This is a genomic window from Bifidobacterium sp. N5G01, assembly GCF_002742425.1.
Taxonomy (GTDB): Bacteria; Actinomycetota; Actinomycetes; order Actinomycetales; family Bifidobacteriaceae; genus Bifidobacterium; species Bifidobacterium hominis.
The window spans coordinates 441799-454872 of record NZ_NJNP01000002.1 but is presented as its reverse complement, the minus strand read 5'-3'; the positions used below and the strand labels follow the sequence as shown (position 1 = coordinate 454872).

Sequence of the window (13074 nt, the reverse complement as noted above, 5' to 3'; positions counted from 1 at the left end):
TTGACAGTCTCGTTGTTGTATGTATCATAGAACGTGGCTCAACGAAGAGAACCTTCGCTAGACCAAAGAAATAAATTAACGCTTTGAATTGTGGCTTTGTCGAAGTTGTAAGCCACAAGGCGAGGCACCGAAAAAATCCCTTTACAACGGATCGTGAGGCACGTACCTGCCTCTGAAAGGATGACAAATCATGGCAGAAGTCGTATTCGACCATGTTACTCGTATCTACCCGGGCAACGATAAGCCGTCGGTGGATGATTTGAATATGGACATCAAGGACGGCGAGTTCCTGGTGCTGGTTGGCCCGTCTGGCTGCGGCAAGTCCACTACTCTGCGTATGCTCGCTGGCCTTGAAGAGGTCAACAAGGGCCGCATCCTCATCGGTGGCAAGGACGTCACCACGATGCAGCCGAAGGACCGCGACATCGCAATGGTGTTCCAGAACTACGCCCTGTATCCGCACATGACCGTGGCCGACAACATGGGCTTCGCTCTGAAGATCGCCGGCACCCCGAAGGAAGAGATTCGCAAGCGCGTCGAGAAGGCCGCTGAGATCCTCGACCTGACCGAGTACCTTGATCGTAAGCCGAAGGCTCTGTCCGGTGGCCAGCGTCAGCGTGTGGCTATGGGTCGTGCAATCGTCCGTGAGCCGAAGGTCTTCCTCATGGATGAGCCTCTGTCCAACCTCGATGCCAAGCTCCGCGTGCAGACCCGTACCCAGATCGCTGCTCTGCAGCGCCAGCTGGGCGTCACCACCCTGTACGTGACCCACGATCAGACCGAAGCTCTGACCATGGGTGACCGCATCGCCGTTATCAAGCTCGGTGTCCTGCAGCAGGTCGGCGCCCCGACCGAGCTGTACGATCGTCCGGCCAACGTCTTCGTCGCTGGCTTCATCGGCTCCCCGTCGATGAACATCAACACCCACCCGGTGGTCAACGGCAAGGCAAAGATCGGCGAAGACACCGTGGATCTGCCGGCTGAGGCTGTCAACAAGCTCACCGCTGAAGACAACAACCAGATCGTCGTCGGCTTCCGTCCGGAAGACGCTTCCCTGGCCGCCCCGGATGACGCTAACGCCTTCTCCCTCAAGGTCATGAACGTTGAGGATCTGGGCTCCGATGGCTACATCTACGGCAACATCATCACCGATGGCTCCGCTGCTGAGGCATCCACCATGATGTCCGACCAGAACAAGCTCACCACGATCCGCGTGAACCCGCGTGCTCTCCCGAAGGTCGGCGATACCGTCAAGATCAAGATCGACCCGTCCAAGATGCACCTGTTCGCTCCGTCGACTGAGCTGCGCCTGAACTGAGCTGATACCGAGTAACCAACCGTTGGCTATTTCTCCAGGGGGATATCCTTTGCGGAAATCGGCTGGCGGGTGGCTGAATAAAAACTTGGCGGGAGCGCGAACTTCCGTCAACCATTAAACGAGACGTACTCTTCCTCTCTTACCGTCTCGTTGGAGAAGCCCCGCGTTGGTGCGGGGCTTCTTTTGTTGTATCTGCAATAGTGAAATTTGTTTTCCTGTAGTGAGATTCTATTATTGAGATTGCAATGGTGGAATCTCAAATGAAATGCGATATTGGAATTTCAATGATGATCATCGCATATTGATGAATGAAATATCGGCAGGTGAAACGGATTCGTCCATATTCGCTTCTTCGGGTAGGTCAACAGGTAAATTGTTGATTCATGGAATCTCTTGAATTGCCACAGATGGATCCCCGTGTGCTGAAAGCAACTTCCGTGCAGGCCGGAGATCCGGCCGCACAATCTCCGGAGCCGCAGGCGCTGAAAATCACCGCCGCAAGCTCGAATCCGAAGATGTTCACCCTGCCGTGGGAAAAGCCGCTGGCTACTTGGCCGGAAGACCTGCTGGCCAATCTTCCGCGTGGTATTTCCAGGCACGTGGTGCGTTTCGTGCACGTGGGCGACGAAGTGTACGCCATGAAGGAAATCACGCGCAATGTGGCGGAACGAGAATACGAGCTGCTGCGTCGCCTGCAGAAGCTGGAACTGCCGACCGTGCAGCCGATTGCCGTGGTCACGGGCCGTCATAGCCGTGAAGGCGAGCCGCTGGAAGCGATTCTTGTTACCAAGCATTTGAAGTTCTCACTGCCGTATCGTGCGCTGTTCGCGCGTAATCTGCGCCCTGATACCGCGGAACGACTGATCGACGCGCTGGCTGTGCTGATGGTGCGCTTGCATTTGGCCGGCTTCTATTGGGGCGATGTGTCGCTGTCGAACGTGTTGTTCCTGCGTGATGCCTACGCGTTCTCCGCATTTTTGGTTGATGCGGAAACCGGTGATCTGCAGATTAACCTGACGGAAGGCCAGCGCGAATACGATGTTGATTTGGCTCGTACGAACATTATTGGCGAATTGATGGATCTTTCGTCCGGTTCGCTGCTGCCGAGCGGTGTTGATGAGATTGAGATCGGCAACCGTTTGGTGGATCGTTATCATTCGCTGTGGAGCGCGCTGACTGATACCGACAAGTTCGGTCCGGATGAGATGTGGAAGATTGAGAAGCGCGTTAACAAGCTGAATGAGCTTGGTTTTGATGTGGATGAGCTGGAAATGAAGACCGCTGAGGATGGCAAGCGTGTGTTGGTGCGTCCGCGTGTGGTCGATGCCGGTTATGCGAATCGTAAGCTGCTGCGTTTGACTGGTCTTGATGTGCAGGAGAATCAGGCTCGTCGACTTCTCAACGATTTGGATGCCTACCGTGCTTCCACATGGCGTGATGGTGAGGATCTTGAGATTGTTGCCACCGATTGGATGCGTGAAGTGTTCGAGCCGACCGTGCGCATGATTCCGCGCGAATACCGTTCGCAGATCGAACCGGCGCAGTTCTTCCATGAGGTGCTTGACCACCGTTGGTTCCTGGCCGAGAGTGCCGGTCATGATGTGCCGATGGCCGAGGCTGTGCAAAGCTATGTGGACAAGGTTCTTCCGCAGTACAAGCTCACCACGAAGGATGTGGCCGCCCTGAACGCCGAAGCCGATTCCGGTGTGATCGACGACGAATACACCTATGACGATCCTGACGACGGCTACAACCCCGACGACGATCCCGATGCAGCTGTATGGGCACATTGATGGAAAAAGCGCCAGTGGAGCTTTTCCAATGTGTCCTGAGTGAGGCGGTAGCCGAACGAAGACGGTATTGAGTCTGCGCGTAGCACACCCTTAATTGCAGGGTCGGAGGCATACTGACAGTCGAACGCAAGCGGAGGATCTTGATCCTCCGCTTTTTGCTACGCTAATCACCTTCCCACTTTCAAAACTCAAAAAATATTTGACTTTTGAAAGTGAGACATATACTGCGAGAGAGCGATGGTGGGAGAGTAGGTCTGCAGAAGCGCCGGATCAATCCAAGTACAGACTTGCATAACAAATGAGCGGATAATCCGTATGGACTATCCGCTCATAATCATTTCAGACGTGCTGCTTTGCCGTGTTTGCTTCCGCAGTTTCGCTGTGCTTGCTGTTGCTTTGCGCGTTGTCTACTTCGCGTCGGCTGCGGCACCGGCTTCGCGGCGGGCACGTACGACGGAATACAGCGTGATGCCTGCTGCGACGGAAGCGTTCAGTGACTCGACCATGTTCGACATTGGAATGCCTGCGATGGAATCGCATGCCTCGCGTACGAGACGGCTCAAGCCGTTGCCTTCGGAACCGAGCACTACGACCAGCGGGTCGGTTTCGAAACCGGTTTCGCCAACGAGGGCGTCACCGCCACCGTCGAGGCCGACGCTGTAGTATCCGCGTTCCTTCAGGCTTTCAATGGCTTTGGTGAGATTTACCACGCGGGCGACCGGCATGTGTGCGGCTGCGCCTGCGGACACCTTCCATGCGGCTGCGGTGACTGAAGCGGAGCGACGTTCCGGCAGAATCACGCCGTTGGCGCCGAATGCGGCTGCGGAACGGATGACCGCACCCAGATTCTGCGGATCGGTGACGCCATCAAGCGCGATGAACAGCGGACGTGCCGCAATGCGTGCGCTTGCGGAGTTGGCCGCTTCCATGGCGCGGGACTTCTTGTCAGCGCGTTCCACCAGCTCAGCGAGCGAGGAATACTGGAACGGCTGCGCCTTCATCACCACGCCCTGATGGTTGGAGGAGCGTGCGATACGATCCATTTCCAAACGGTCGGCTTCCATGAGGTTCAGTCCATGAATGCCGGCGAGACGAATGATTTCGCGCGTGCGGTCATCATGTTCAATGCGCGCGGCCACATACAGCGTGCTTGCGGGCACACCACAGCGCAGCGCCTCGAGCACGGCATTACGGCCGATAACGAGATCATCGGATTCCGAGCTGAACTTTGCCGCGCGACGGCGTGCTGCCAGCCGCGGATCCGCCATCTTACGGCGATTGGTAGCCTGCTTTTCCTTGTAAGCCTTGTGATACACCCGGTCTTCGGCCTTGGGAGTTGGCCCCTTGCCTCTCAGCGAGTTACGATGCTTTCCACCCGACCCCTTGGTCGGTCCTTTTTTCATTGCCATAGTTGTTCATTCTCCCAGCACCCCGGGAAAAGCGGCTGCTTCGCTCCTAACCGATATGATGGATGGAATGGAGAAAAGAAGAGAGATTTTTGGTTTGCCCGTCATGTTCTGGGGTTTGTGGGTCACGTTGCTCATCCTGTGGATGGGCCGTTTCGTCACATCGTTCCTTTCCATGTATCTTGTTTCCGACATGCATGTGAGTGCGGGCGTGGCCGGCACCATCGTTTCCATGTACGGTTTCGGTGGCATTTTCGGCTGTCTGTACGGTGGCGCGTTGTCTGACCGATTCGGGCGGCCTGCGATGATTGTCATCGGCAACTTGGGTTCCGCTGCGATGCTGGTTTTGCTGGCTTTTATCGGCGATCCTTGGATTATGGCGATTGCGTTGCTGATATACGGTGTGATTTCCTCCATGCCGACGCCCGCGGTCTCGGCGTACGTTTCCGACGTTGTCCCGTTCCGTAAGCAGAAGCGCGCGTATTCGTTGCAGACGTGGGCTGTGAATTTCGGTTTTGCGATAGGGCCGATCATCGCCAACCAGCTTGTCAAGATTTCCTATTCGCTGATGTTCTATGTGGAAGCGGCGGTGCTGGTGTTCGCCACGTTGCTGATGATGGTGTTCTTCAAGGAAGCCGGATTGGGTGTGCGCGTTGCCGGACGGTTTGTGAAACGCGTCGTGAAACAACCTATGGAACGTTCTGAAACTTCACAAACTACCCAATCGCAGCAATTCTCCATATGGCGTAGCTATCGTCGCGCGTGCGCCGACAAAGCGCTCATGTCGATGGTGGTGCTGATGTTCCTGTACACGCTGGCGTATTACCAGATCGTCAGCGGCCTGCCGATCTCCATGACGCAGATTGGGCTCGGCACGGACGAATATTCCAGCCTGCTGACCATCAACGGTGGCATTCTGTGCTTGCTGCAGATTCCAGCGATCGCGTTGTTTCAGCGGATGAGCAACACCCGTGTGCTGGTGCTTGGCATGTCCATCACGGCGGTTGGTTACGCGTTCCAAATCGGCGCCGATTCGTGGGTGACGTTTGCGATTGCGACCGTGTTGTGGACTCTCGGCGAGCTTGGCACGTTCCCGATTGCCGCCACGACGGTGGCGAACATCGCGCCAAAGGATGTGCGTGGCACGTATCAGGGCCTGTACAACCTGGTGTGGTCGCTGTCCAATGCGTTCTCGCCGCTTGTCGGAGGTTGGATTCTGAACGCGTTCGGCAGCCACGTGCTGTGGACCTGCTGCACGGTGATGTTCGTGATTGTGGCGATTGGTTTCTATGTGACACGCGGTCCCCGTGAACGTGCCGCAGCCCGTAATCTCGCTGCTGAGGAGGTGTAGCCGGCGTACGTGAAAAGCGGGAGGCCGCGATTCCGTTTGGAACCGCGGCCTCCCGCTATGTGATTTAAGGATTGGAAAGAAGCAGAGCGGGGTGCTGCCGCGCCTGCGCCTTGCCTCCTGTCGTCTTACTTGTTAAGGACCTTCTTGAAGAGGTCAGCGGAAGCCTTGGCGAGAGCGAACTGGCCGAAGCCCGGGTCGATGGAGGCGAGATCGGAGTTGATGATCTGGTCAAAAGTGTTGTTCTTCATGATGTTTCCTTTCGGACGGCCGCCTGGTCTCTTTTGTCTTCCGTCTTCTTCACGTCGCGCGGTCGTCGCTGCTGTCTTTGTTCTCTTGTTCTTCGTTCTTCTGTTATTTTTCTGTTGTGCCTTCACTATAGGCGCGCCGGTATGCGTTCGTCATTCCGTAATCCTTATTTTTATTGTATGATCATCGGTCCATCTTGAAGAAAATGTAAATAATCTGCCTGCATAACGTTGCTTCCGATGGTTATTTGGGAGTGTTTCGGCTCGGAACGACTCGAATTGCCGCAGGACGAAACCGGTGACGTCAGTCTGTCCGCTTGTTGCGGCCAGACTGCCGATGCTACCTGCATTGTGCGTTGGCCGGTTGCTGGTGGGGTTCGTACGAAGTTGGTGAGACGGGTTATTTCCCGGCCAGCCGATACCGCTGTTTTGGGCTGCGCGCCGGTTCCGTCGGCTCCACAATTTCGTTAGCGATCATGGTCCGCAGGTGACTGGTGATGGCCGAACGGGATAGCCCCGATAGCTCAGACAGTTCCTTTGAAGTTGCGGAACTGCGCTTGCTCAGCAGTTCGATGATTGCTTCTTCTACGGATAGTGGGTTAGTATTGGTTTTCTCGCTTTTCGTCATTCTGCGTTTGTTGAAAGTCAATGAGAAAAAAGTCAACGTGTTAAGCGGTTTCGGTGGATTCATGAGCGCAGCTTGGAGCTGCTCTTCGATGACTTGGTAACCCGTTCCGCGATTCTCTACAACATACCCGCCACCGGGATATGGTGTGGTTTCCAGAATGTTGGAAAGGAATTGGTTTCTTGAAGAAGAGATGCCCACGGTGCCCAACGTGTCGATGGTTACGTTGCCGAACAATCCGCCGGGATTAAGGATTTCTAACCGGTCGGCATACAGGTTCACCTGCACTTGTGATCCGCGGGCGTCTGGCGAGTAATCGCGGTGCATGAGTGCGTTGGCGATTGCCTCGCGAACCGCCTTACGCGGATAATCGGGCACATCCTGGCGAAATGCTCCCTCGATTACGGCTCCGGTACGCATGTTTTTGGTGACGGCATTCAATGCGTCTTCAATAATGAAAGGAATGGGGCCGATGATGGTCTGTGCGTCAAGGAATCTGCGGTTCTCGTCCACTATTTCGGCTTTGGTGATACCTGGGAAAGCGGTGAAAGTGATATTAAGCCTCGGGAAGAATTGCTGAGGGAATGATCCGAGTGCCAGCAGGCCGCCAAGCGTTGGCCGGATGGTTCCTTCATCGTCCTTTTTTGCGACGTGCATGCTGATGGTGATGTTTTCGTCACTGCGAGTGCCGAAAATACGTGGATGCAATTCACGTTGACGGTTGATGAATTGGGAAAGCAGATTGTGGTCCAGATCGTCTAGTGTGGCCTGCGCCACAATTTCGTCGTCGAATGTGGGCTGGCTGTGTTCTTCCATGAGGCGGTCGATTTCATATTGGCTGAGCTTGCGATTGCCGTCACCGGTGCGGATGTACGACCCTTGGTAGCGCCCTTTAGTGGTGATGTAGCACGGTCTGTCTTTGAGTGGCATTGCGGGGATGTGCGCCATGAGAACGTTGGTGCCTTCAAAGGGAATTACTTCCAGCGTCGGCCGTACGCGAGGCGTCATCTGCTCGCATTTGGTGCTCAGCGCTTCCTGTATGGCGCGCGCGTCGAAGGATTCCACCGGCGTGAACCCTTCCTTCTCAGATATGCCGAGAATGATGGTGCCTCCGTTACCGTTGGAAAAGGCGGACAGGGTATCGGTGATGCTTTCAGGTATTTTGTTACGTGCTTCCTTGACTTCGCAGGTTTGAGTATCGTTGCCGATTTGACGCATCTGTAGGATGAGATGTTTGAGTTCACTTGCGTTCATGACCGTCTCCCTGGCGCAAATCCATTTACTTGCAACAAGCTTAACATAACTTAACAGCAACTTCGCAGTTGTTAAGTTTGCTGTTAAGTTCGTGCAAAGTTAGGTGGAAAACGATGTATTGGCATGATTGCGCGGAGCGAATGGTGAATATTGCCGGCAGGGCAGGTGCGTGTGTGTATGCGTGCGCATGCGAAAAGCGGGAGGCCGCGATTCCGTTTGGAACCGCGGCCTCCCGCTATGTGATTTAAGGATTGGAAAGAAGAGGAGCGGGATGCTGCCGCGCCTGCGCCTTGCCTCCTGTCTAGGAAGCGGTCTTACTTGTTGAGAACCTTCTTGAAGAGGTCAGCGGAAGCCTTGGCGAGGGCGAACTGGCCGAAACCCGGATCGATGGAGGCGAGGTTGGCGTTGATGATCTGATCGAAAGTGTTGTTCTTCATGATGTTTCCTTTCACTTGGCTCGGCGGCGCGTCTTTTCTTCTTGTCATTCCTCTGGCCGCTGCCGTAAGTCTGTATTGTGTTTGTCTTTTTCTTCGTTCTTCTGTTGTGCCTTCATTCTAAGCCGGGCAAACCATCAATGTCATGCGACGATCGTCACTTCTTTTGTAAAATCATCGGCTAATCTTGAAGAAAAAGTAATAACTTGTGAAGGCGAACGCCCACAGACACGAAAAAGAAAGAAAAAAAGGGCACCGAGCTGTTGCTTGGTGCCCTTGGGAAAACAGAGATAATCAGACTTTACGGCCTGCGCCGTGAAAAATTACTTGCGCTTGGGCTTGCCGAACGTGAATGCGCGCACGATCGCGACGATGCCGATTGCCACAAGCGCGCATCCGCCGAACAGAATCAGCCAAGTCGTGGAGCTGATGGGGGAGAACAGCACGATGAAGCCGGCGACGATTGATAGCAGCGCGTAAATCACAGCCCATGCGGAGCTTGGCATGCGCCACGACTCCACGAGCGCCATCACACCTTCCAGCATCCAGCCGAGACCGACCACCATGGTAACGAGCACGGCGAGCGTGGCTCCGGAAAGCGCCGCGTTCTTCAGCATGGCCACACCGCCGACGGCCAGCATCAGACCGATTAGAATGTCAAGTACGCGCCATCCGCCCGGAAGCCCGAGTTCCACGATTGCGGTCACAATGCGGACCACGCCGGAAACCACGAAGTATGCGCCGAGTGCGATTGCGGCGACTTTCAGCGTGGCTCCTGGCCAGATCAGCAGTGCCAGGCCGAGGATGATGGCGGCGATGCCAAGTATTGCGTAGGTGCCGCGGATCGCGTTCTTCGCCTTCTTTGGCAGCCATTCCTCCGCAAGTTTGAACGGGCTGGTCGGCGGCTGTCCGTTGCCGCCGTTCTGGTTCGGATCGTTCGCATACGGGTTGTTCATTGCGTCGCTCATGATGGCCCCTTTCCTTGAAGAGCTTGCTTCGTGACGTTCGGACGCGCGCGAAGTAGTCCGCCTGCACTCGAACGTTTCGGAAGTTCTGCCCCCATTCTAGGCAATCTGTCTAATTTAAGCCATCAACAAAATTCCCCTCATCGTCCATTTTGTTGGATGGATCGCATGATTTAGCTGTCTTACCGCGCGATTTGAACAGATTGTCGCACGATTCTGTGTTATTGCGAATTGTGTTTCACGACATGTTTCACGAATTTGCGAAATTTTGACAAAAGACGGTGTGTGGCACTCTTGCAAAATGGTCACGGTGTGCAATAATGGCAGGAATGCACCGATGGCGTACGCCCGGTGTCCGCAACCGCGCAGCATTGCCCAGCTCGGCGAGTGTTTGTGAAATCGCAATTTTCCGCGGTTTTCACACTATCGCAACGGCAGGGGGAGTGCTGACTACTCCGCGGCGCTCCCAAGGAGATCATCATGGTTGATCGCAAGGAAGATCAATCCACCCAATTCCGCGATACCAGTGCGGGCAATTTCGAACAAGCAACGAAAACCGTTACGCAAAAGCAAGTTGATCCGTCGCTCGCCGATGCGCAAACCGTAGCGCAATCGCTTGGCGTCGATTTGAATACCGGCCTGAGCCAAGCGGAAGCCAAGCGGCGACTCGACAAGTACGGACCGAATGAACTCGCGTCCGCACCACCGGTGCCGAAATGGAAGAAATTCCTCGAACAATTCAAAGACCCCCTTGTCTACCTGCTGTTGGCTGCAACCGGCATTTCGCTCGTCGCATGGTTCATCGAACGGGCCAACGCCGTACCGGGTGCGGAAGGCGGCGAAGCATTGCCGTTCGACGCCATTGTCATCGTGCTCATCCTCATCGTCAACGCGGTGCTCGGCTACATTCAGGAATCGAAGGCGGAAGCGGCCGTCGAAGCTCTCTCCAACATGACCGCGCCGCAGACCAACGTGCTGCGTGACGGCCAAATCGCCCGCATCAACACGGTTGACGTGGTGCCCGGCGACATTATCGTGCTCGGTGAAGGCGACTCCGTTTCCGCGGACGGACGCCTCTTCGCGGCCGCCAGCCTGCGCGTCGCGGAAGCCAGCCTTACCGGCGAAAGCGTGCCCGTCGGCAAAAAGACCGACACCCTCGCACAGGCGAAAGCTCTCGGCGACCGTGCCAACATGGTGTTCAACGGCACGTCCATAACGCAAGGCACCGGCCGAGCCATCGTAACCAGTACCGGCATGGGTACGCAGGTCGGCAAAATCGCGGATCTGCTGCAAGCCACGGAAGACGACGAAACCCCGCTGCAAAAGGAAATGAACTACGTTTCCAAAATCCTCGGCACCGCGGTATGCATCATCGCGGTCGTGGTGCTGGTCGCGCTCGCGCTTACCGAAGGCTTCCACGACGTTCACGATGTGATCGATTCGCTGCTGTTGGCCGTTTCGTTGGCGGTCGCGGCCGTGCCGGAAGGTTTGGCTGCGATTCTTACGGTAGTGCTTGCACTCGGTGTGCAGCGCATGGCCATGCATAATGCGATCGTCAAGAAGCTGCATTCGGTGGAAACGCTCGGTTCCGCGTCGGTGATCTGCTCCGACAAAACCGGTACGCTCACCCGCAATGAGATGACCGTGGAACGTGTGGTCACGCCGAGTGGCGAAGTGCAGCTCACTGGCACCGGCTATGCGCCGGAAGGCCGCATGGTGGTCGATTCGCAGATCATGGAACATGCGCAAATACGCGAGATCATCGAATCGGAGGCCGTCGCAACCCTTGCCGTGGGTGCGCTGGCGAACGACGGCGAACTGCGCGAATCTGCTGCTTCTGCCGGAAATGCGGAAAACGTAACGTGGGAGGCAGTCGGCGACCCGACCGAAGTCTCACTCATCGTCGCAGCACAAAAAGTGAAAGCGAATCGCAAGTATGCCAACTACGGGCGCGTCGGCGAAATCCCGTTTACTTCCGAACGTAAGCGCATGTCCATCGTGGCGCAAGACAACGCCGACGCTGGCCGTCTGACCGTCTTCTCCAAGGGTGCCCCCGACGTGCTTCTTGGATATTGCAGCAGAATTGCGGTCGGCGGTGCCGTCCGCCCACTTACGGAAGGTGATCGTCAGCAGATTCTTGCGACTGTCGAACAGCTTTCTTCCGACGCGTACCGCACGTTGGGCCAGGCCTACCGTCCGCTCGGTACCGCTTCGCTTGCGCAAGTGCCGGGAGTAATGCTGAATTCCGCGGGCCATGTTGCCGATATTGCGGAACAAAGCGATGTGCTTGAGAAGGATTTGATTTGGGTCGGCATGGTCGGCATCATCGATCCGCCGCGTACGGAAGTGCGTGATTCCGTGGCAGAGGCGCATCGCGCCGGCATTCGCACGGTAATGATTACCGGTGACCACCCGCTGACCGCGGCTCGCATCGCCACCGACTTGGGCATTATCGACAAGGGTGGCAAGGCCATGACCGGCAGCCAGCTTGACGAACTGCCCGACGAAGCGGCCTTCGACAAGGTGACCAGTGAAGTGTCCGTCTACGCGCGAGTCGCGCCGGAACACAAGCTGAAGATCGTCGAATCGTTGCAGCGACAAGGTAACATCGTGGCCATGACCGGCGATGGTGTGAACGACGCTCCTGCCGTCAAAACCGCCGATATCGGCGTCGCCATGGGCATTACCGGCACTGAAGTAACCAAGCAAAGCGCGAAAATGATTCTCGCCGACGACAACTTCAGCACCATCGTTGCAGCGGTCCGCGAAGGACGAGGCATTTTCGACAACATCCGCAAGTTCCTGCGCTACCTGCTTAGCTCCAATGTGGGCGAAGTGTTCACCGTGTTCGGCGGCGTGATGCTTGCCGGATTCCTTGGCATCACCCAGCCCGGCAGCCAAGGCGTTATCGTCCCGCTGCTCGCCACGCAGCTGCTGTGGATCAACCTGCTCACCGATGCCGCGCCCGCGCTCGCTATGGGCGTTGACCTGTCTACCGATGACGTGATGGCACGCAAACCGCGTAAACTCACCGATCGTGTGATCGACGCCGAAATGTGGGGCGACATCATTTTCATCGGTGTGATTATGGCAGCCGTCACCCTGATCGGCATGGACATGCATTTGGCTGGAGGCCTGTTCACCGACCGTTCCGTCGATGCGATTGGCCACGATGCGCAAATGACTGAAGCGCGCACCATGGGTTTCACGATTCTCGTGTTTGCCCAGATGCTGAACGCGCTCGCCTCTCGTTCGCACCTGCAGTCGGCGTTCGTCGGCCTGTTCTCCAACAAGTGGCTATGGGGTGCGATCGCACTGAGCGCGGTATTGCAGCTGGGGGTGATTTACATTCCGTTCCTCAACACCGCTTTTGGGACGGTACCGCTCAGCGCCGGCGCATGGGTCGAATGCTTGGGTCTTGCCATGATCGTGCTCATCGCCTCCGAACTGCGCAAATGCGTCCTTCGCGCCATGCACAAGCGCTAAAGGGCACTAGTCATAAGCCATAAACAGCGAGCGGGGCTATTCCTAATCGAGAATAGCCCCGCTCGCTGTACTCCACGCGCCGTGCGATGTTTATCGCAGACGCATTCGTCGTTTTGATGCGTTTCAATCACGCCGTCTGCAGTTGGCGCTTCCCATACTTGCGACGTGCGGCTTCGGCGGTGACGCCAAGCGCACGA

The 13074-nt window shown here is 56.2% G+C and carries 9 protein-coding genes; 4 read left to right on the top strand and 5 right to left on the bottom strand.

The window, feature by feature from the left end:
• The first annotated feature begins 190 nt into the window (after positions 1-190).
• Both CE168_RS05515 and CE168_RS05510 read left to right on the top strand, forming a co-directional pair.
• Complete coding sequence (locus CE168_RS05515; RefSeq protein ID WP_004220968.1) at positions 191-1318, top strand: ABC transporter ATP-binding protein; 1128 nt, start codon at positions 191-193, stop codon at positions 1316-1318.
• Positions 1319-1701: 383 nt separating this feature from the next.
• The gene (locus tag CE168_RS05510; RefSeq protein ID WP_099571455.1) at positions 1702-3111 is read left to right on the top strand and encodes a DUF4032 domain-containing protein; all 1410 of its coding nucleotides are present in this window, start codon (positions 1702-1704) and stop codon (positions 3109-3111) included.
• A 407-nt stretch (positions 3112-3518) separates the two neighbouring features.
• Here the strand turns inward: CE168_RS05510 and rlmB are convergent, their stop codons facing one another.
• Positions 3519-4520, bottom strand: coding sequence for a 23S rRNA (guanosine(2251)-2'-O)-methyltransferase RlmB (gene rlmB / locus CE168_RS05505; protein WP_099571454.1), 1002 nt, complete (start codon positions 4518-4520; stop codon positions 3519-3521).
• Between the two features lie 67 nt (positions 4521-4587).
• Between rlmB and CE168_RS05500 the strand changes: the two genes are divergently transcribed.
• Positions 4588-5868, top strand: coding sequence for an MDR family MFS transporter (locus CE168_RS05500; RefSeq protein ID WP_236824332.1), 1281 nt, complete (start codon positions 4588-4590; stop codon positions 5866-5868).
• A gap of 125 nt (positions 5869-5993) precedes the next feature.
• On the opposite strand, the gene CE168_RS09250 is transcribed toward CE168_RS05500, so the two are convergent.
• From CE168_RS09250 to CE168_RS05490, 4 genes are all read right to left on the bottom strand, one after another.
• The gene (locus CE168_RS09250; RefSeq protein WP_260847254.1) at positions 5994-6116 is read right to left on the bottom strand and encodes a hypothetical protein; all 123 of its coding nucleotides are present in this window, start codon (positions 6114-6116) and stop codon (positions 5994-5996) included.
• A gap of 397 nt (positions 6117-6513) precedes the next feature.
• Positions 6514-7992 (bottom strand): ATP-binding protein, encoded by a 1479-nt coding sequence (locus tag CE168_RS05495; protein ID WP_099571452.1) that lies wholly within the window; start codon positions 7990-7992, stop codon positions 6514-6516.
• A gap of 314 nt (positions 7993-8306) precedes the next feature.
• On the bottom strand, positions 8307-8429 hold the full coding sequence (locus tag CE168_RS09245; RefSeq protein WP_260847255.1) for a hypothetical protein: 123 nt from the start codon (positions 8427-8429) through the stop codon (positions 8307-8309).
• 320 nt (positions 8430-8749) lie between these two features.
• A complete protein-coding gene (locus CE168_RS05490) occupies positions 8750-9394 on the bottom strand; it encodes an HdeD family acid-resistance protein (RefSeq protein WP_236824331.1) in 645 nt (214 codons plus the stop codon).
• A 477-nt stretch (positions 9395-9871) separates the two neighbouring features.
• On the opposite strand from CE168_RS05490, the gene CE168_RS05485 reads away from it, so the two are divergent.
• On the top strand, positions 9872-12877 hold the full coding sequence (locus CE168_RS05485) for a cation-translocating P-type ATPase (protein WP_099571451.1): 3006 nt from the start codon (positions 9872-9874) through the stop codon (positions 12875-12877).
• The last annotated feature ends 197 nt before the right edge of the window (positions 12878-13074 follow it).

What these genes read in the sequence shown, in the direction of transcription:
- CE168_RS05485 (WP_099571451.1), top strand. Translation starts at nt 9,872, where the DNA reads ATGGTTGATCGCAAGGAAGATCAATCCACCCAATTCCGCGATACCAGT.
- CE168_RS09245 (WP_260847255.1), bottom strand. Translation starts at nt 8,429, where the DNA reads ATGAAGAACAACACTTTCGATCAGATCATCAACGCCAACCTCGCCTCC.
- CE168_RS05500 (WP_236824332.1), top strand. Translation starts at nt 4,588, where the DNA reads ATGGAGAAAAGAAGAGAGATTTTTGGTTTGCCCGTCATGTTCTGGGGT.
- CE168_RS05510 (WP_099571455.1), top strand. Translation starts at nt 1,702, where the DNA reads ATGGAATCTCTTGAATTGCCACAGATGGATCCCCGTGTGCTGAAAGCA.
- CE168_RS09250 (WP_260847254.1), bottom strand. Translation starts at nt 6,116, where the DNA reads ATGAAGAACAACACTTTTGACCAGATCATCAACTCCGATCTCGCCTCC.
- CE168_RS05490 (WP_236824331.1), bottom strand. Translation starts at nt 9,394, where the DNA reads ATGAGCGACGCAATGAACAACCCGTATGCGAACGATCCGAACCAGAAC.
- CE168_RS05515 (WP_004220968.1), top strand. Translation starts at nt 191, where the DNA reads ATGGCAGAAGTCGTATTCGACCATGTTACTCGTATCTACCCGGGCAAC.
- CE168_RS05495 (WP_099571452.1), bottom strand. Translation starts at nt 7,992, where the DNA reads ATGAACGCAAGTGAACTCAAACATCTCATCCTACAGATGCGTCAAATC.
- rlmB (WP_099571454.1), bottom strand. Translation starts at nt 4,520, where the DNA reads ATGGCAATGAAAAAAGGACCGACCAAGGGGTCGGGTGGAAAGCATCGT.